This is a genomic window from Actinopolymorpha sp. B17G11, from assembly GCF_040196095.1.
Lineage (GTDB): Bacteria > Actinomycetota > Actinomycetes > Propionibacteriales > Actinopolymorphaceae > Thermasporomyces.
In genome coordinates, this window is record NZ_JBEFTW010000002.1 from 26126 (window position 1) to 45764 (window position 19639).

Genomic DNA, 19639 nt, shown 5'->3' on the forward strand with positions numbered 1-19639 from the left:
CACCTGCCTTCGCGCGCCACGGCATGGTCGCCTCGTCGCATCCACTGGTGACGAGCACGGGGTTGCGCACGCTCGCGGCAGGGGGCAACGCCGTTGACGCCGCGGTCGCCTCCGGACTGGTGGCGGCGGTCGTCATGCCGGAGATGTGCGGGCTCGGCGGCGACCTCTTCGCCCTGGTCCACGACCCCGCGGCGAACGGTGGGGCGGGCCGGGTGAGCTCGGTCCAGGGGAGCGGCATAGCCCCGCGTGGCGCCTCCCTCGAGGCGATGCGGCAGGCGCACGACGGTGTACGCATGCCATCCAACGGCCCGCTCTCGGTGACGGTGCCGGGCATGGTCCATGCGTACTTCACGCTGCTCGAGCAGTGGGGGAGCCGGCCGTTCGCCGAACTCGTCGAGCCGGCGATCGACTACGCGCGAGGGCACGCGATCTCCCCGGTGCTCGTGTCGTTCATCGCGAAGTTCGCCGACCTGCTCGGGCGACTGCCGGCGTCGGCGAGGGTGTTCCTGCCCGGCGGCCATCCGCCCGAGCCTGGCAGCGTCTTCCGGCAGGAGGACCTCGCGCGGACGCTGGAGACTGTCGCGGCGGGAGGTGCGGACGTCTTCTACCAGGGAGAGATCGCCGAACGCATCTCGGCGTACCTCGCCGAGGTCGGCGGTGCTCTGCGTACGACCGATTTCGCCGACCATCGCACGACCGTGTCGGCGCCGCTCTCGACGACCTATCGCGACCACACCGTGTTCCAGACGGCCCTGCCCAGCCAGGGAATCATCCTGCTGGAGGCGCTCAACATCGCCGAGTGCTTCGACCTGCCGGCGCTCGGCGTGGGGACGGCAGCCGCCACGCACCTGCTGGTCGAAGCGATCCGGCTGGCGTTCGCCGACCGGCATGCGTACCTGAAGGATCCGGCGGCAGGCGAGTCGCCCGTCGACCAGCTGCTGTCGAAGGACTGGGCCGCGCGGCGGGCGGCGCGGATCGGCGACCGGGCCCAGACGGACATCTCGGCGGGCAGGTTCGACGAGGGGCACACGACCTATCTGAACGTCGTCGACGGCGACGGGATGATGGTGTCGCTGATCCAGTCCGTCGCCGCCAACTTCGGCAGTGGCGTGGTAGCCGGCGACACCGGGGTCGTGCTCAACAACCGCGCGTCGGCCTTCTCCCTCGACGACCGTCATCCCAACGTCTACGCGCCCGGCAAGAAGCCCATGCACACGCTCAACTGCTACCTCATCGCCGATCCGGCCGGCCAGCTGGTCGTCACGGGCGGTACGCCGGGCGGCGACCGGCAGCCGCAGTGGAACCTCCAGACCGTGGTCGGTCTCGTCGACGGTGGCTGGGACGCCCAGCAGACCGTCGAGCAGCCGCTGTGGTTCAGCTCGACGGGCTTCGGCTCTGGGCCGGCGACCGGATTCGAGCTGACCCTCGAGGGACGGGTGGGTGAGGAGTACGCACAGTCGCTTCGCGACCGCGGTCACACGATCGTCGTCGACGGGGACTGGAGCTGTCTGAGCGGCGCGCAGATCATCGCCCGTGATCCGGACACTGGCGTGCTCGCCGGTGGATCCGACCCCCGCCAGGAGGGCCTCGTCCTGGGGTTCTGAGGGCCCCGCCATTCGCGCGGGAATACCGCTCGCCACGACTGGCCTTGACGTCGGCGTCAAGGTCTACGGTCGCTGGTGAGGAGGTCAGATGCGGATCGGAGAGCTTGCCGAGCGGACCGGCACGACCACCCGTGCGCTGCGTTACTACGAGGCTCAGGGCCTGCTCGCGGCGCGCCGGAGCTCGAACGGCTACCGCGACTACGGCAGCGCGGACGAACGGATCGTCACCGAGATCAGATCGCTCCTCGCCATCGGGTTCTCGCTGGAGGACACCCGACCCTTCGTGGAGTGCCTGCGCGCCGGCAACGACGCGGGGGACGTGTGCCCCAACTCCGTCGCGGTCTACCGCCGCAAGCTCGCCGAGCTCGACGGGTGCATCGACCGGCTTCGGGCCACCCGGGCCCGGGTCGAGGCGCAGCTCGCCAGCGCCCTTCGTCGTACGACAGGAGACCAGCCATGCCGCACCGTCCCGTCGCCAGCGCCGACACCGTCACCGACACCGTCACCGTCACCGACGCCGACTTCGCCGAACGGGTTCTCGCCAGTGATCGGCCCGTGCTCGTCGAGTTCTGGGCAGCCTGGTGCCCTCCCTGCCGGATGATCGCGCCCGTACTGGAGGAGATCGCGACCGAGCATGCCGACCGGATCACGGTGGCGAAGGTCAACACGGACGAGAACCCGCAGACGGTCGCCGCCTGCCAGGTCAGGGCCAACCCGACGCTGCAGGTCTACCGGCACGGCGAGCTCGTGCACATGATCGTCGGTGCCAGGTCGAAGGCGCGGCTGATCGCTGAGTTCAGGGAGCCGCTGGGCCTTTGAGCCGCCGCGGAACGCGAGGCTCCCGAGGACGCGGTGGTGACCGGCGGGACTAGGCTGTGTCTCGGCGCCGTCCTGCGCCAGACCTCCTGACCGCGCGCCCACGCCGCCCGGCTTTCGCGGAGGCGAAGGGGACACGTGTCCTCGGGACGGCGGTCTGGTCACCGGTGTTCGATGTCACCGTCCATGGTGGAACCCTGTCCGGCGGCCCGGGTGAGGCGTGGGGTGCGCGCGGGTTGTCAGGAGAGGTCGAACCATGACCGTACGCCGGTCCTTCAAGCGACTGGTCCGGGCTCGGATGGCCCGCACCAACGAGTCCTACACCACCGCGCGGCGACACGTTCTCGCCCAAGCGTCCCTCAACACCGTCACGTCGGCGACCTACCCGGGTCTGCTTCCCGGTTACCGCGGGTTCGGTGGCGGCCAGCATCACGCGTCGGCGGCGCTGGCTCATGCCCTCGACGCCGTGGGCGTCCGGGCCCCACACACGAATGAGCCGTACACCGAGGCCATGCTCGCCGGGCTCACCGGTGGTATCGGCTTCATGTACGCCGTCTTCTCCTACGCCGGCGAGCTGCCGACGATGACGATCGTCGCCAGACACCACCCCGAGCCGTTCGTCCCGGCGGCGCTCCGCCGGATCGGCACGCCGGCGGAAAGCCTCCGGACGTCCAGCGCACGGACCGCCGAGCAGAACCTCCGCGCCGCTTTGGCCGCCGGAAAGCCGGCGCTCTGCACCGTCGACCGTGCCGGCCTGCCCTGGCACGGACTCGCCTGTGGCGAGGGCTACGCGGACCCGTACGACGTTCTCGTCTGTGGTCTCGACGACGAGGGTGGGGAAAAGCGGGTGCTGCTCGACGACGAGAGCGTGCGGCCCTGGTCGCTGCCGCTGCCGGAGTTCCTCGCCGCGTGGGCTGCCCACCGCAGGGGGCGGCACGCGATGCTGGCCGTGGTCGCGCCGGAGCGGCCGGTCGACCTCGCGGCGGCCGTGCGGGATGCGGTCGCCACCACCTGCGCGCACCTCACGGGGCCGGTCCTGGGTAACACCTTCGACGTCAACTTCGGCTTTTCCGGGATGCGGAGGCTGGCAGAACAGCTCGCCGATCCCCGCGGAAAGACCGGGTGGGCGGTGAGGTTCGCCGACCCCCGGGCCTTGTTCGCCGGTGTCCGCCGGCTGCACGACTGCCTGGAGGTGGAGTACACCGGGCCGGGCGCGACGCGGCCGTTGTACGCCGACTTCCTGGCCGAGGCCGCCGGGGTCGTCGACGATCCGGCCTACCTCGAGGCTGCGGATCTCTTCCGGCGTTCGGGCGACGTGTGGTCGGCGCTCGCGGCGGCGGCGCTGCCCGCGGAGCTGCCGGCACTCGCCGCGTACGACGCGATGGTCGAGGAACGGCTCGGACTGCTGCTCGACGGTGGGGCGGCCGAGGAGATCCGGGCGGTGACCTCGCGGGTCGACGAGCTCACCGACGCCTACGCCGCGGCGCCGCCGGGCGAGGCGGTCCTGCGCGAGCTGCTCGACCGGCTGGCGGGACTTGTCGAGCAGGCGACCGACCTCGAACGCCGGGCGGTCGACGTCCTTACCGGTTGAGTCAGCGGCGTCGACGTGGTGCACGCCGAGGTGCGCACCGGGGCCGCCCGCGGGACTCCGTAGCCTGGTGCGGTGACGAGCTGGGTCCTCCACTGCCGGGAGCTGGCCGGCGAGGTGGACGCCGAGCAGGCGTTCGAGGCCCTGTTCGGGGCCAGCCGGTGGGCCTTCTGGCTGGACAGCAGCCTCGTGGCCGGCCCCGCCCGTTACTCCCTGCTCGGAGACGCGGGCGGTCCGCACGGCGACGTCCTGCACGCCAGGGTCACCGACCGGGGCGCCGACACGGTGTTCGACGCCCTCGAACGCCGGCTCGCCGCCCGGACCGTCCGTGTGCCCGACGGTCTGCCGCCCGCTCTCGCCTGCGGTTACGTGGGTTACCTCGGCTATGAGCTGAAGGCGTACGAGGGCGTCGCCAGTTCCCACCGGGCCCCGCTGCCCGATGCGACCTGGATGTCGGCGACGAGGTTCGTCGTCGTCGACCATCGCGACGCGCGGACCTGGGTGTGCGAGCTGGCGACCACGGGCGAGCCGCCGCTGTGGATCGACGGCGCTCTCGCCCGGTTGCGGGACCTGTCCCGCGCGGCGACACCACAGGGGGACTGGTCGGAACCCGCCGCCGGGGTGGACCCCGAACCATGGCTCGTCCGTCCGCGGGACCGTTACGTCGCCGACATCGAAACCTGTCTTGACCGGTTGCGGGCCGGTGAGAGTTACGAAATCTGTCTCACCAATTCCGTGGAGCTGCCCTGCGACGCGGATCCATGGTTGCTCTACCGGCGGTTACGGCGGATCAACCCCGCGCCCTACGCCACCTACCTACGGCTCGGAGACGCCCACGTCCTCTCGGCCTCGCCCGAACGGTTCCTCACCGTCGACGCGGAGCGTCACGCCGAGTCGCGACCGATCAAGGGGACGGCGCCCCGCGCCGCCGACCCCGGTATCGACGCACTGCTGTGCAAGGAACTCGCGACGAGCTCGAAGACGCAGGCCGAGAACCTCATGATCGTCGACCTCCTGCGTAACGACCTCGGCCGCGTGTGCGAGCCCGGCACGATCAGCGTTCCGGCATTCCTCTCCGTCGAGTCCTACGCCACCGTGCACCAGCTGGTTTCCACGGTCCGCGGCCGCCTGCGCGCCGACGTGAGCGCGGTCCAGGCGGTCCGCGCGTGCTTTCCCCCGGGGTCGATGACCGGTGCTCCGAAGCTACGGACGATGCGGATCCTCGACGAGCTGGAGGACCGCCCGCGGGGCGTCTACTCCGGCGCGGTCGGACACTTCGGACTCGCCGGCACCGCCGACCTCAGCGTGGTCATCCGTACCGCCGTCGTCCATGCCGGTCTGCTCACGGTGGGTGCAGGTGGGGCGATCGTGCTCGACTCCGACCCGGGGGAGGAGTACGACGAAATGTTGCTCAAGGCGGCGGTCCCGCTGCGGGCGCTCGCGGGCCGGGTCTGACACTCCGCGATCGTCCCTTTCGGGCCCTCGCACCCGGTTGGTGGCGGAGCGTAGTTCACACGGAATTCACATCGGACCGGCCTTCCGTCATCGGTCCGCAACATACGGCGGCAGCCTGCGAAACACGGCCAGACCACGCTTGCCAGATCCATCCGCGGGTGGCCCCGGTACCTGGAGGAACAGGGCCGGCGCCCCGTGGCCGCGGTGGGCCCACCGTCGGGTTCCACCACGAGAGCATCACCCGAAGGTTCGGACGAACTCGCGAGGAGAAGCGATGCCCGAGCTCAGCGCAGGCGACACCGCCTGGGTGTTGGCCAGTTCCGCCCTCGTCCTACTGATGACACCTGGACTCGCCTTGTTCTACGGCGGCATGGTCCGGGCCAAGGGCGTACTCAACATGCTCATGATGAACTTCGCCGCGATTGCCGTCGTCAGCATCCTGTGGGTGTTGTACGGCTACTCGCTGGCGTTCGGGACCGATATCGGAGGTGGCCTCCTCGGCAACCTCGAAGCTGTCGGCCTGAGGGGTCTGCTGGGCGAGGACTCACTGTCCGGCACATTGCCCTCAACGGTGTTCGTCGCCTTCCAGGCGATGTTCGCCATCATCACCGTTGCGTTGATCTCGGGCGCGATCGCCGACCGGGCGAAGTTCAGCGCCTGGATCGTCTTCGTCGTGGCCTGGGCGACGATCGTCTACTTCCCGGTCGCGCACTGGGTCTTCTTCTTCAACGACGGCGACGGCGGCTGGATCGCCGACCGGCTCCAGGCCCTCGACTTCGCGGGTGGTACCGCCGTCCACATCAACGCCGGCGCGGCGGGTCTCGCGGCCGCCCTGGTCCTGGGCAAGCGCATCGGTTGGCGCAAGGAGCCGATGCGTCCACACAACCTGCCGCTGGTTCTGCTCGGCGCCGGCCTGCTGTGGTTCGGCTGGTTCGGGTTCAACGCCGGTTCGGCAGTGGCCGCGAACGGTGCCGCAGGGGTCGCGTTCATCAACACGCAGGTGGCAACGGCCGCCGCGGTCCTCGGCTGGTTGCTCGTGGAGAAGATCCGGGACGGCAAACCGACGACACTCGGTGCCGCGTCCGGTGCGGTGGCGGGACTCGTGGCGATCACACCGGCCTGCGCCGCGGTCACACCGATCGGCGCGATCCTTGTCGGTGTCGCGGCCGGCGTGCTGTGTGCACTAGCGGTCTCGCTCAAGTCGAAGTTCGGCTACGACGACTCGCTCGACGTGGTGGGCGTCCACCTCGTCGGCGGCCTGGTCGGAACCCTGCTCATCGGGTTCCTCGCCGCGGCGGTGGCGCCGGCGGGCGTCGACGGTCTGCTCTACGGTGGCGGCTTCACCCAGCTGTGGAAGCAGGTCATCGCGGCGGGCGCGGTTCTGGTCTACTCGTTCGTCCTGACCTATGTCATCTGCAAGGTCATCGACAAGACGATGGGCTTCCGGGTCAGCACCGACGACGAGGTCAGCGGCATCGACCTCGCCGAGCACGCGGAGACGGCGTACGACTTCTCGACGATCAGCGGCGGCTCCCGCGCTCACGTCCTCACCAAAGAAGGCTCCGACGGCGCCGTACCGGCTACCGCCGACGCGGCTGGGAACAAGGAAGGGAGCGTGGCCCGATGAAGCTGGTGACAGCGGTCATCAAGCCACACCGGCTCGACGAGGTACGCGCGGCTCTCGAGGCCTTCGGCGTCTCGGGTATGACCATCACGGAGGCCAGCGGCTACGGCCGGCAGAAGGGCCACACCGAGGTCTACCGTGGCGCGGAGTACGAAGTGGACCTGGTGCCCAAGGTGCGGGTCGAGATCGTCGTCGACGACTCCGACGTCGAGGACATCGTCGATGTGGTCACCAAGAGCGCCCACACCGGCAAGATCGGCGACGGCAAGGTCTGGGTCGTCCCGGTCGAGACCGTCATCCGGGTACGTACCGGCGAGAGCGGGCAGGAGGCGCTGTAGGGCCTTGACGTCGACGGCGGCATCGGCTGACGCACCACCGCAGCGCGAGCGACTGACCTCGGTCAGCCGCTCGCGGGCGGAGCGCACCGATGCCGCCGACGCGCGTCTGCGGGACCTGCTCGCCGCTGCACTGCCCGACGAGACCGCCGGCGGCGGTGTCGCGGTGGTCGCCCTGGGCGGCTACGGCCGGGGCGAGCTCTCGGCCGCGAGCGACCTCGACGTCCTTCTGCTCTACGACGACGAACGCTGCACCGACGTCTCCACCGTGGCCGAGGGCCTGTGGTATCCGCTCTGGGACGCCAGAGTGCCCCTCGACCACAGTGTCCGGACGCTCGAGGAGGCAACGGAAGCCGCCGACTCCGACCTACGCTCGGCCCTGTCGTTGCTGGACGCGCGGCACGTCGCCGGTGATGCCGCGCTGACGATCAAGCTGCGGACGACCCTGCTCACCGGATGGCGGCGGAGCGCGCGGCAGCGGCTGCCCGAGCTCGAGGAGAGCTGCCGGCGGCGGGCCGATCGGTTCGGCGAGCTGGCGTTCCTGCTCGAACCTGACCTGAAGGAGGCCCGCGGCGGACTTCGCGATGGCGTTGTCCTCCGGGCGCTGGCAGCGACGTGGCTGGTGGAGATCCCGCACGCGGCGCTGGCGCGGATGCGCGCCGACCTGCTGGACGTCCGCGACGTGCTCCACCAGGTTGCCGGCCGCAAGCCCACCGACCGCTTGCTGGCCGACCTGCAGGCCGACGTCGCCCAGGGCTGCGGCCTTGCCGACCGGGACGCGCTCCTGCGCCACGTCTACCAGCTCGGGCGCACCATGAGCCACACCGCCGACATCGCCTGGCGGCGGGCCGGGCGCGGGCTGGCGGCACGGTCGGGTCGCCGGGTCGGCAGGACGCGGCCTCGGCCTGGTCCGCAGCTCACGCCGCTCGCCCCCGGCGTCGCGGCCGTCGACGGCGAGGTCGTCCTCGCTCCCGACTCCGCCACCCGGTGGGGTTCGGATCCCTTGCTGCCCCTGCGGGCCGCGTACGCTGCCGCCGACCGGGGGCTGTTGCTCGCGCCGCACACGGCCGAGCGACTCGCGGCCAGCCGGGCGAGGCTCCCGGTCCCCTGGCCGGCCGAGGCGCGCCGGCTGTTCACCGCGCTGCTCGGCGCGGGACATGACCTGCTGCCGGTCTGGGAGACGCTCGACCAGGCGGGCCTGATCGGACGCGTCCTGCCGGAGTGGGAGCGGGTGCGCTGTGCACCGCAATACTCCCCGGTGCATCGCCACACCGTCGACCGGCACCTGCTGGAGACCTGCGTACACGCGGCGACCTTGGTCCGCCGGGTGAACCGGCCCGACCTCCTTCTCGTGGCCGCGCTGCTGCACGACATCGGCAAGGGGGAGGGTGAGGGTCACAGCGAGCGGGGTGCCGTGCTCGCCGGCAAGATCGCCGCCGAGTGGGGCTTCACACCGGCCGACGTCGACACGCTCGTCGGGCTCGTCCGCCAGCACCTCCTGCTGATCGAGACCGCCACCCGGCGCGACCTCGACGATCCCGCCACGATCGCGCGGGTCGCCGCCGCCGTGGGAGACGCCGACTTCCTCGACCTGCTGGCCGCGCTCACCGAGGCCGACGCGAAGGCGACCGGCCCCGCCGCCTGGACGCCGTGGCGGGCCGGACTGCTGGCGAGGCTCGTCGTCCGCGTCCGCAGCCAGCTCGAACGCGGCCACCTGCCCGTTCCCGAGCCGCTCCAGCACTGGCAGCGCGCCCTCGCCGAGCGGGGCCGGCTCGACGTGGTTGTCGAGCCCAGCTCTCCCGTACGGTCGGACACGACCTGCCTGACCGCCGTGGCGCCCGACCGGGTGGGCCTGCTCGCCACAGTGGCCGGCGTACTCGCTCTCGCCCGCTTGTCCGTGCAGTCCGCCTCGGTCGAGACCGTGGACGGCGTGGGCGTGTCCATCTGGGCCGTCGTCGGCGACCCGCCCGACGCGGCGATCCTGCGCGAACGCCTGGCCGCCGCGCTGTCCAGCTCGGCGGGAGCCAGCGACCTTGCCGAGCGGCTGTCCAGGCTGGACGCGAACCACCGCAGCCCTCTGGCGCCCGCGGATGTCCGCGTGGTGCCGGACGCGTCGGCTACCGCCACGGTGGTGGAGATCCGCGCCCACGACCGACCCGGACTCTTCCACCAGATCTGTACGGCGGTGGCGGCTGCGGACGCCTCGGTGCGCTCGGCGCACGTCAGCACCTGGGCCGGTGAGGCCGTCGACGTGATCTATCTGACGGGACCCGACGGTGGACCGCTCGGCCACACCGCCCTCGCCCAACTCCTCGACTCGTTCGCGACGACACTCACCTGAGAGAGGTTTCGTCGGGTCGCTGGTGGTGGTCGCTCCATCGAACCCGGACAAGACGGCTACCCTGGCCAGGACCCCACCCGCCGAGCAAGGACCGGGACTGTCACCGTGTTCGCCACACTTTCTGATCGCCTCGAGGCAACTTTCAAGCGGCTTCGCGGCAAGGGCCGGCTCTCCGATGCCGACATCGACACGACATGTCGTGAGATACGCATCGCACTGCTGGAGGCCGACGTCGCGCTGCCGGCCGTCCGTGACTTCATCGGACGGGTCAGGGAGCGCGCCCGGGGCGCCGAGGTGCACCAGGCCCTCAACCCGGCCGAGCAGGTCATCAAGATCGTCAACGAGGAGCTCATCGAGATCCTCGGCGGCGACACGCGACGGCTGCGGTTTGCCAAGACGCCGCCGACGGTGATCCTGCTCTGCGGTCTGCAGGGTGCCGGTAAGACCACGCTGGCGGGCAAGCTGGGCCGATGGCTGAAGGGCCAGGGTCACCAGCCCGTGCTGGTTGCCGCCGACCTGCAACGCCCGAACGCCGTCCAGCAGCTGCAGGTCGTCGGCGAGCAGGCGGGCGTCGCGGTGTTCGCGCCGGAGCCGGGCAGCGGCGTCGGCGACCCGGTGGAGGTGGCCCGGCAGAGCGTCGACCACGCCCGGAGCAAGCTCTATGACGTCGTGATCATCGACACCGCGGGTCGGACCGGCGTCGACGCGGAGATGATGGCGCAGGCCGCCGACATCCGCGATGCCGTCAAGCCCGACGAGATCCTGTTCGTCGTCGACGCGATGATCGGCCAGGACGCCGTGACGACCGCCGAGGCGTTCCGCGACGGCGTCGGCTTCGACGGTGTGGTGCTGGCCAAGCTCGACGGTGACGCTCGCGGTGGTGCTGCCCTGTCCGTACGCCACGTCACCGGCCGGCCGGTGATGTTCGCGTCCAACGGCGAGAAGCTCGACGACTTCGACGTCTTCCACCCCGACCGGATGGCCTCGCGCATCCTCGGCATGGGCGACGTCCTCACCCTCATCGAGCAGGCCGAGCAGGCGTTCGACGAGGACCAGGCCAACCGGGTCGCCGAGAAGCTCAAGACCGAGCGTGGCTTCACCCTCGAGGACTTCCTCGCCCAGATGCAGGCCGTTCGCAAGATGGGCTCGCTGTCGAAGATCCTCGGCATGCTCCCCGGCCTCGGCGAGATCCGCAACCAGGTCGACCAGCTCGACGACCGCGAGCTCGACCGGGTGGAGGCGATCATCCGGTCGATGACACCGGCCGAGCGGGAGGATCCGAAGCTCATCAACGGCTCCCGCCGGCTGCGCATCGCCAACGGCTCGGGCACCAAGGTCAACGACGTCAACCTGCTGGTCGAGCGGTTCCTCGAGGCGCGCAAGATGATGAGCCAGCTCAGCCAGGGCAAGGGGATCCCCGGAATGCCCGGGATCCCCGGCATGGGCGGTGGCGGTGGCGGAAACCGCAAGGCCAAGAAGGCCAAGGCCGGCAAGAAGCAGCGCTCCGGGCGTTCCGGTAACCCCGCCAAGCGGGCCCGGCAGGGTGCGATCGCTGCCCAGGAGGCGGTCGAGCCCGAGCCCACCATGCCCGCGCTCGGCGGCGACATCGCCGACCTGATGCGGGCACAGGGTCAGGGCCGGGCGGAGGTGCCGGACGGCTTCGAGCTCCCCGAGGAGCTTCGCGACATGCTGGGGAAAGACGGCAAGTGAGCGCGGCACGGATGAGTACCCAACCGTTCCGGGTACGCGGGGTCGTGCTCCCCGAAGGCGACTACCGCGATCTCTACGTCGTCGGAGGCAGGATCACCTCCACCCGGGTGGCGGGTGCCGAGACGGTGGCCGAGGGTTTCGTCGTACCCGGTCTCGTCGACGCCCACTGCCACGTCGGCCTCGATGCCCACGGCGCCGTCCCCGCCGACGAGCAGGAGCGGCAGGCCCTGGCCGACCGCGACGCTGGAACCCTGCTGCTGCGCGACGCCGGCAGTGCCGCGGACACCAGGTGGATCGACAAGCGCGACGACCTGCCGCACATCATTCGGGCCGGCCGCCACATCGCGCGTACGAAGCGCTACATCCGCAACTACGGCGTGGAGATCGAGCCGCACGAGCTGGTCGACACCGTGGCCGAGCAGGCGCGCCGGAGCGACGGCTGGGTCAAGCTGGTCGGCGACTGGATCGACCGCGACGCCGGCGACCTCGCACCCTGCTGGCCGGGTGACGCGCTCTCGGCCGCGATCGCCAAGGCGCACGAGATGGGCGCCCGGGTGACCGCGCACGTCTTCGGCGAGGACGCCCTGCCCGACCTGCTCGCGGCCGGCATCGACTGCCTCGAACACGGCACCGGACTCTCAGCCGACCTGATCAGCACCATGGCCGAGCGCGGAGTCGCGCTGGTACCCACCCGGCGCCAGCTCGACAACTTCGGTGAGTACGCGAACCAGGGCGAGGCGAAGTTCCCGGCCTACGCGTCCCACATGCGTGCCCTCTACGACCGGGTCGACGACACGCTCCGGGCGGCTGCCGAGGCCGGCGTCGCGATCTACGCGGGGACCGACGCGGGCGGGGTGCTGCCGCACGGGCTCATCGCCACCGAGATCCGCCTGCTGCACGAGCGGGTGGGGCTCACGCGGCGCGACGCCCTCGCCGCCGGCTCCTGGCGGGCCCGGGAATGGCTCGGTGCCAATCCCGGTCTGACCGAGGGCGCGCCGGCCGATTTCGTGGTCTACGACGCCGATCCGCTCGACGATCTCCGGGCGCTCGCCGCGCCCACCCGGATCGTCCTGCGTGGCGCCGTCGTCGCCTGAGCGGATCTGTCCTGCGCCGTCCCTATCATGAGGGTCGATTCATGACGGTCGGTACACGAGGGTCGAACATGAGGGATCGGTCAGACGGCGACGGACGGTGGGGCGCGGTGTCCTTCGACGAAATCGAGACGCTTCGCCGACACAGCTCGGCGTGGAAGCTGCTGCGTGCCGATCACGCCCCGCTCATCCTCAGCTTCCTGGCCAAGGTGTTCGTGGAGGACAACATCCGATCCATCTCGAGTTCGGCCCTTGCCAGCCGGCTCGACGACGAGCTCTACGCCCTCAACGAACGCCTGGGCCCTGCGACCTTCCCCCGCCGCGCGACGGCCTATCTCGACGACTGGGCGGCGCCGGAGGCCGGGTGGCTCCGCAAGTACTACCCGGCCGGGTCCGACGAACCACACTTCGACGCCACCCCCGCGGTCGAGAAGGCGCTGTCATGGGTGGCGACGCTGCGGTCCAGGGCGTTCGTCGGCACCGAGTCGCGCCTCAACACGCTGTTCGACCTGCTCCGGCAGATGGTCTATGGCGCCGAGGACGATCCCGAGGTCCGCCTCGCCGAGCTGCGCCGGCGCCGGCACGCCATCGACGTCGAGATCGCCGAGGTGGAGAAGGGCAACGTGGACGTGCTCGAACCGGCCGCCCAGCGCGACCGCTACCAGCAGTTCGCGACCACCGCGCGCGAGTTGCTCGCCGACTTCCGCGAGGTCGAGGCCAACTTCCGTTCGCTCGACCGGGCGCTGCGGGAGCGGGTCGCGGGCTGGAGCGGAGCCAAGGGGGAACTGCTCGACGAGGTGCTCGGCAACCGTCACGCGATCGCCGAGTCCGATCAGGGCAAGAGCTTCCAGGCGTTCTACGACTTCCTCCTCTCCCCGCGGCGGCAGGCCGAGCTCACCGACCTCCTCGAACGCGTCCAGCAGCTCGAGGCGATCGACGACCGCGACCCCCGGATGCGCCACATCCACTACGACTGGCTCGACGCCTGCGAACGCACCCAGGCGACAGTCCGCCTGCTGTCCGACCAGCTCCGCCGATTCCTCGACGATCAGGCGTGGCTGGAGAACCGCCGGGTGATGGACCTCCTGCACAGCATCGAGTCCAGCGCGATGCGGCTGCGCGCACACGGCGTCCCGCCGTTGACGTTCGACATCGACGGCACGGCCCCCACGGTCAACCTGCCGATGGAACGCCCGCTTTACACACCGACGGCGAAGGCCCCGATCGACAGCAGGGTCGAAGGCGGCGAGGGCGACTTCGACCCGTCGGCGCTCTTCAACCAGGTCTTCGTGGATCCGAGCCGGCTCTCGCTCGGTGTCCGGCGCTGCCTGCAGCAGCGTGCCCAGGTCGGGCTCTGCGACGTCATCGGTGAGCACCCACTCGAGCAGGGACTTGCCGAACTCGTCACCTACCTGTCGCTCGCCGACGACTCCTTCGCGGTCGTGTTCGACGAGGAGGTCAGGGAGCAAGTCGACTGGATCGACGCCGACGGCCAGCAACGGGTCGCGAGCCTCCCGCGCGTGACGTTCGTGCGGACAACCGACGCGACGGAACGGGCCCTTCGATGAGCGTGAGCCCTGCTCGGCGACCCGGGACGGCCGAACCCAGTCTCTCGTTGGCGGTGACGCATCTGATGAAGGGCGTCGTCTACCGCGACACCCACGAGATCCCGTGGCGACACCTGCTCCAGCTCCAGCCGCAGGTACGCGACTACGTAGGCGTCCTGGGGCTCACCGTCGTCATCGACGAAGCCGAGGGCTACGCGTTCCTGCGTTCGAAGCCCGACCTCGACGACGACAACGCCCAGAACGCGCAGAACGGCCAGGCGATCCCGCGGCTGATCGCCCGGCGCTCGTTGTCGTTCCACGTCAGCCTGCTACTGGCGCTTCTCCGGAAGAAGCTCACCGAGTTCGATGCCCGCAACGCAGACTCCAAACTCGTGTTGAGCCGCGATCAGATCGTTGACATGGTGCGTGTCTTCCTGCCGGACGGGAGCAACGAGGCTCGGCTCGTCGACCAGATCGACGCGCACATCGCGCGGGTGACCGACCTCGGCTTCCTGCGCCGCACCAAGGACCAGGAGCCGCACTACGAGGTACGCCGAATACTGAAGGCATTCGTCGACGGTCAGTGGCTCGCCGACTTCGACGAACGCATCGCGGCCTATGCGGCACAGCTTGGCGGTGGAGCCGGTACCACCGACGGCGACGCCGATGGCGAGAGTGGCGCCGAGGGTGGCGGTAACGGCAGGGGCGGAGGATAGGGATGACGGGGCTGTTCAGCGCGGTCGAGTTGGAGAACGCCGGCACGGGCACCCCGCGGACAGGTCATCGGCTGGAACGGCTCGAGATCTTCAACTGGGGCACGTTCGACGCCCGTGTGTGGGTGCTTGACCTGCGCGGCGACAACGCCCTGCTCACCGGCGACATCGGTTCCGGCAAGTCAACCCTCGTCGATGCCGTCACGACACTGCTGCTCCCCGCCAACCGGATCTCCTACAACAAGGCCGCCGGTGCCGAAACCAGGGAACGCAGCCTCCGGTCGTACGTTCTCGGCTACTACAAGTCCGAACGCAGTGAGACGACCGGAAGCTCCCGCCCGGTGAGCCTGCGGAAACCAGGCGACTTCTCGGTCATCCTCGGGGTCTTCGGCAACGAGGGCTACGACTCGACGGTCACGCTCGCACAGGTCTTCTGGATGACCGACCAGAACCATGGCCAGCCACAGAGGTTCTTCGCCATTGCCGACCGGGCACTGTCGGTCGAGGCCGACTTCAGCGACTTCGGCAGCGATATCGCCAGCCTTCGAAAGCGCCTGCGGGGGAGTGGAGTCAGACTTTTCGACCACTTCCCCGACTACGGCAAGCACTTTCGCCGCCAGCTGGGTATCGAGTCCGAGCAGGCGATGGAGCTCTTCCACCAGACCGTCTCGATGAAGTCGGTCGGCAACCTGAACGAGTTCGTCCGCACCCACATGCTCGAGCCGTTCGACGCGAAGGACTGGATCGAGCGTCTGGTCGCGCATTTCGACGATCTCACCAAGGCCCACGACGCTGTCGTCAAGGCCCGAAACCAGCTGAAAGAGCTCGAGCCGTTGCTCGCCGACTGCGACGCCTACGACGCGCTCGGTGCCGAAATCGGTTCCCTGGAAGGCGAACGCGCAGCAGTTCCGTACTTTTTCGCCACTCGCAAGGCCGCCTTGCTCGAGGAGCAGATCGCGATGCTCGAGCAGGAGACCGCGCGTCGACGGGCCGACCTCGAGCAGGTGAGCGGAGACCTCGCGGGGCTGTACGACAAACACCAGAGCCTGCTGCTCGAGCGTGCCGGGCACGGAGGTGACCGGTTGGGCGAGCTGGAACGCCAGATCGCCGAGGCGGACCAGGCCCGTGCGGCCCGCTATGCCAAGTGGCAGCGGTTCAACGAACTTCTGGGTGAGGCCGGGCTGACGGGCGTCGAGCATGCCGAGCAGTTCCCGGCGAGACGGCAGCAGATCCTGGCCGAGTCCGCCAGCACCGGCGGCTCACTCGCCGACACCCAGAACCGGATCACCGAGGTCGCCGTCGACCAGAAGGCGCTGGAGGAGGAGGCCGCCGAGCTGAACGCGGAGCTCCGGAGCCTGCAGTCGCGGCGCAGTAACCTCCCGGCACACAGCCTCGAGCTGCGGAACCGGCTCTGCCGAGAGGTCCGGGTGGACGAGGCCACACTGCCCTTCGCCGGTGAGCTGATCCAGGTGCGCCCGCAATGGTCGGAGTGGGAGGGCGCCGCCGAGCGGCTGCTCCGGCCGTTCGGGTTGTCGATGCTCGTGCCGGACGAGCACTACCGACTGGTGTCGGACTGGATCAACGACCACCATCTCAACGCCCGGCTGATCTACTACCGGGTCCCGCGGGCGGTCGTGCCCTATTCCCCGCCGGAGCCGGGTGCGGCGGAGCAGCAGCTGTTCGCCAAGCTCGAGATCAAGGACTCGGACTTCTATCCCTGGCTGGAGAAGGAGCTCGCTCACCGCGCGGGCTACGCCTGTGTGGAGACCATGGAGGAGTTCCGGCGGGCGCAGCGGGCGATCACCAGGACCGGCCAGATCAAGGGCGCGGGCGGGCGTCACGAGAAGGACGACCGAAGCAGGATCGACGACCGGAGTTCCTACGTCCTCGGCTGGACCAACGAGCAGAAGGTCGACACGCTCCTCCAGCGGGCCGCCAAGGTCCAACGCCGCCTTCATGAGCTGAGTGCCGAGCGCACGCGGCTCGACAGGAGCCTCGACACCGTGATCGAACGCCGGACGGTGCTGGGCAAGCTCGCCGAGTTCGCCGACTACTCAGAGCTCGACTGGAATGACCTGGTACGACGGGTCGACGGTCTCTCGGCGGAGAAGCGCCGCATCGAGCAGGCGTCGGGAGAGCTGGAGCGAATCGGGCAGGAGATCGAGACCCTCAAGGCAGAGATTCGTACCGCTGAGGAGGGGCGTAGGGCGCTCGAGCACACGATCGGTGGCCTCGACCGCGAAGTCGAGATCGCCTATGAGTCCCTCGGCCGAAACGACAAGGTCCTGCAGGCGGCTGACCTGGAGACCTCGAGGGAATTCTTCGACCGGCTCGAGAAGCGGATCGACGCGACGATGTTGGTCGCACCGGCTGACTGCGACCGCGCCGTCGCCGACACCACGCGCGCCCTCACCGACCAGGTCGAGTCACGGCGGACCCGGCAGAGCCAGGCGGCCAACCGGGCGGTGACGAAGATGAGCGTGTTCCGCCAGAACCACCCGCTGGAGACCGCCGACTTCGACAGTTCCGTCCTCGCCGCGGACGAGTACCGCGACCTCCACCGGAGGTTGGACGACGACGACCTCCCGCGGTTCGAGGCCGAGTTCAAGCGGTACCTCAACACCAACACGATCCGCGACATCGCGAGCTTCCAGGCCCAGCTCAACAAGCAGGTCGAGCTGATCAAGGAACGCATCGACACGATCAACGAGTCCCTGGTCGGGATCGACTACAACCCGGGTCGGTTCATCCGGCTCGAGCACCACCCGACGCCCAACACCGAGATCCGCGACTTCCGGAGCGAGTTGCGGGCGTGCACCGACAGCACGGTGGCAGGCGACGAGTCCGACCAGTACTCCGAGCAGAAGTTCCTCCAGGTCAAACGGATCATCGAGCGGTTCCAGGGTCGGGAGGGGCAGACGGAGGCGGACCGTGCCTGGTCGAGGCAGGTGACCGACGTCCGCAACTGGTTCGTCTTCACCGCCTCCGAACGTTGGCGGGAGGACGACACCGAGCACGAGAACTACACCGACTCCGGCGGCAAGTCCGGTGGGCAGAAGGAGAAGCTCGCCTACACGATCCTGGCGGCGTCGCTTGCCTACCAGTTCAAGCTCGAGTGGGGTGCGGTCCGATCCAAGGCGTTCCGGTTCGTCGTGATCGACGAGGCGTTCGGCCGTGGTTCGGACGAGTCGACCCGGTTCGCTCTGGCCCTCTTCCGGCGGCTCGGGCTGCAGCTCCTGATCGTGACGCCCTTGCAGAAGATCCACGTGATCGAGCCGTACGTCGCCGCCGTCGGTTTCGTCGACAACACCCGGGAAGGCGATCACTCGCGCCTGCAGTGCCTGACGATCGAGGAGTACCACGAACGCCGGCGTGCCCATGCGTTGACCGGCCTGGACCGGCCGGCGTGAGCGCCTGGACGACTCCGGCGGACGTCGAGCGCAAACTCCGACGCCGTTGGGACGCCGGGACGTTCCTGTCGGCGTACGGCGAGGGACGCCCGTGGGAGCCCTTCGGGCTGTCCGTGCGCGGACCCGCGGTCAGCGAGCTGGGGGCAGACCTCGCCAAGGTTCAGGACTGGGCCCGTTCGTGGCGGCGCGCCGGCCGGCGGTTCCGGATCGAGCATCGGCGGGTCGGTGGTCGGCTGATCGGCGCCAACGAGCTGCCGGCGAAGGCGTGGATCGATTCCTACGACCAACTCTGGGCGGTGCTCGGCGTCGAACGGGAGGCAGCCGCGTTCGCCGATCTCGTGGCCGATGCGCGGTCGAGGGCACCGCGTCTCGTCGCCTGGATGATCGCGCACCCGCTGAAAGTGCTCCCGCTGGAGAGCGACTGGCCCGCGATCGTCGAGACGGTCCGCTGGATCGACGCCCACCCGAGCGGCGAGATGTACGTACGACAGATCGACGTTCCCGGGGTCGACACGAAGTTCGTGGAGCGGCACCGCGCGGTGCTGGCCGAGCTGCTCGACCACCAGCTCGCCGAGGATCGCGTCGACCGTGCACGGTCACCGTCGGACTTTGCCCGGCGCTACGGATTCCGCCGGCGACCGGACTATCTCCGGATCCGCGCCCTCGGTGGCGAGCGGTTGCGCGGTGGGTTCAGCGAGATCACGGTCCGGGCCGAGGAACTCGCGTCGGCGCCGCTGGAGTGCACCGCGTGCTACGTGATCGAGAACGAGATCACCTATCTCGCCTTCCCGGACGTCGCGGACGCGATCGCGGTGTTCGGTGGGGGCTACGCGGTATCGCTGCTCGAAGGTCAGGAATGGCTCGCCGACCGCGAGTTGATCTACTGGGGAGACATCGACACGCATGGCCTGGCAATCCTCGACCGGCTGCGGCGCCGGTTCCCCCACACCAGGTCGATGCTGATGGATCGGGCCACGCTCCTCGCCCACGAGGGGCAGTGGGCGAGTGAGGCGAAGCAGGTGGTCACCAGCCTCGACGCCCTGACCCAGGCGGAGAGCGCGCTCTACCGCGATCTCGTCGAGGAGACCTTCGGCACGGGCGTCCGACTGGAACAGGAGCGGATTTCCTACGCCGCGATCACCCGGGCGCTTGCCAGCATCTCGCGGCGGGTGGCGTAGGGAGAACCGCCCTCGAGCCACCCTGGTGTGGGCCCCGGGCGGGCACCGCTGCCCACACCCTGGTGTGGGCCCCGGGCGGGCACCGCTGCCCATCTGGCACAATGGGCGGCCGAGTCCGGCGTTCGCGAGCCCTCTCAACCCGCGATCGTCCGGCTCCCCTCGAGCCGTCGGCGTGCCGACCCCCACACGGTCACCGCTGGCTCACCTCCATCCACACAGGGAGACAC

Annotated in this window: 14 protein-coding genes; all 14 read left to right on the plus strand. The window is 69.8% G+C overall.

The features are described 5' to 3' along the window. Positions 1-23 precede the first annotated feature (23 nt). The 14 genes from ggt to ABN028_RS02595 all read left to right on the plus strand — a co-directional run bounded on the left by ggt (position 24) and on the right by ABN028_RS02595 (position 19412). Positions 24-1604 (plus strand): gamma-glutamyltransferase, encoded by a 1581-nt coding sequence (gene ggt, locus ABN028_RS02530; RefSeq protein WP_349695694.1) that lies wholly within the window; start codon positions 24-26, stop codon positions 1602-1604. An 88-nt stretch (positions 1605-1692) separates the two neighbouring features. Next, positions 1693-2205: a MerR family transcriptional regulator gene (locus ABN028_RS02535; protein WP_349695483.1), complete on the plus strand. Its 513-nt coding sequence runs from the start codon at positions 1693-1695 to the stop codon at positions 2203-2205. Next, the gene (locus ABN028_RS02540; RefSeq protein WP_349326276.1) at positions 2160-2423 is read left to right on the plus strand and encodes a thioredoxin family protein; all 264 of its coding nucleotides are present in this window, start codon (positions 2160-2162) and stop codon (positions 2421-2423) included. The genes ABN028_RS02535 and ABN028_RS02540 overlap by 46 nt, the downstream gene beginning before the upstream one ends. Before the next feature lie 253 nt (positions 2424-2676). Then, positions 2677-4011 (plus strand): BtrH N-terminal domain-containing protein, encoded by a 1335-nt coding sequence (locus ABN028_RS02545; protein ID WP_349695484.1) that lies wholly within the window; start codon positions 2677-2679, stop codon positions 4009-4011. Positions 4012-4083: 72 nt separating this feature from the next. After that, entirely contained in the window at positions 4084-5463 is a 1380-nt protein-coding gene (gene pabB / locus ABN028_RS02550) for an aminodeoxychorismate synthase component I (RefSeq protein WP_349695485.1), read from the plus strand. 274 nt (positions 5464-5737) lie between these two features. Further along, on the plus strand, positions 5738-7090 hold the full coding sequence (locus ABN028_RS02555; RefSeq protein ID WP_349326279.1) for an ammonium transporter: 1353 nt from the start codon (positions 5738-5740) through the stop codon (positions 7088-7090). Continuing rightward, positions 7087-7425, plus strand: coding sequence for a P-II family nitrogen regulator (locus tag ABN028_RS02560; protein ID WP_349326280.1), 339 nt, complete (start codon positions 7087-7089; stop codon positions 7423-7425). Before ABN028_RS02555 ends, ABN028_RS02560 begins: the two co-directional genes overlap by 4 nt. Before the next feature lie 4 nt (positions 7426-7429). Further along, complete coding sequence (locus ABN028_RS02565; protein WP_349695486.1) at positions 7430-9763, plus strand: [protein-PII] uridylyltransferase; 2334 nt, start codon at positions 7430-7432, stop codon at positions 9761-9763. Positions 9764-9868: 105 nt separating this feature from the next. Beyond that, entirely contained in the window at positions 9869-11473 is a 1605-nt protein-coding gene (gene ffh / locus ABN028_RS02570) for a signal recognition particle protein (RefSeq protein ID WP_349695487.1), read from the plus strand. 11 nt (positions 11474-11484) lie between these two features. Further along, entirely contained in the window at positions 11485-12567 is a 1083-nt protein-coding gene (locus ABN028_RS02575) for an amidohydrolase family protein (RefSeq protein ID WP_349326283.1), read from the plus strand. Between the two features lie 68 nt (positions 12568-12635). After that, a complete protein-coding gene (locus ABN028_RS02580; RefSeq protein WP_349695488.1) occupies positions 12636-14132 on the plus strand; it encodes a DUF3375 domain-containing protein in 1497 nt (498 codons plus the stop codon). 53 nt (positions 14133-14185) lie between these two features. After that, on the plus strand, positions 14186-14827 hold the full coding sequence (locus ABN028_RS02585) for a DUF4194 domain-containing protein (RefSeq protein WP_349695489.1): 642 nt from the start codon (positions 14186-14188) through the stop codon (positions 14825-14827). A gap of 2 nt (positions 14828-14829) precedes the next feature. Next, a complete protein-coding gene (locus ABN028_RS02590; protein ID WP_349695490.1) occupies positions 14830-18234 on the plus strand; it encodes an ATP-binding protein in 3405 nt (1134 codons plus the stop codon). Beyond that, positions 18231-19412 (plus strand): Wadjet anti-phage system protein JetD domain-containing protein, encoded by a 1182-nt coding sequence (locus ABN028_RS02595; protein ID WP_349326287.1) that lies wholly within the window; start codon positions 18231-18233, stop codon positions 19410-19412. Before ABN028_RS02590 ends, ABN028_RS02595 begins: the two co-directional genes overlap by 4 nt. Positions 19413-19639: the final 227 nt, after the last annotated feature.

Excerpts from the sequence above, each read along its gene's own strand:
- ABN028_RS02545 (WP_349695484.1), top strand. The coding sequence starts at position 2,677 with ATGACCGTACGCCGGTCCTTCAAGCGACTGGTCCGGGCTCGGATGGCC.
- ABN028_RS02590 (WP_349695490.1), top strand. The coding sequence starts at position 14,830 with ATGACGGGGCTGTTCAGCGCGGTCGAGTTGGAGAACGCCGGCACGGGC.
- ABN028_RS02555 (WP_349326279.1), top strand. The coding sequence starts at position 5,738 with ATGCCCGAGCTCAGCGCAGGCGACACCGCCTGGGTGTTGGCCAGTTCC.
- ggt (WP_349695694.1), top strand. The coding sequence starts at position 24 with ATGGTCGCCTCGTCGCATCCACTGGTGACGAGCACGGGGTTGCGCACG.
- ABN028_RS02580 (WP_349695488.1), top strand. The coding sequence starts at position 12,636 with ATGAGGGATCGGTCAGACGGCGACGGACGGTGGGGCGCGGTGTCCTTC.
- ABN028_RS02560 (WP_349326280.1), top strand. The coding sequence starts at position 7,087 with ATGAAGCTGGTGACAGCGGTCATCAAGCCACACCGGCTCGACGAGGTA.
- ABN028_RS02575 (WP_349326283.1), top strand. The coding sequence starts at position 11,485 with ATGAGTACCCAACCGTTCCGGGTACGCGGGGTCGTGCTCCCCGAAGGC.
- ABN028_RS02535 (WP_349695483.1), top strand. The coding sequence starts at position 1,693 with ATGCGGATCGGAGAGCTTGCCGAGCGGACCGGCACGACCACCCGTGCG.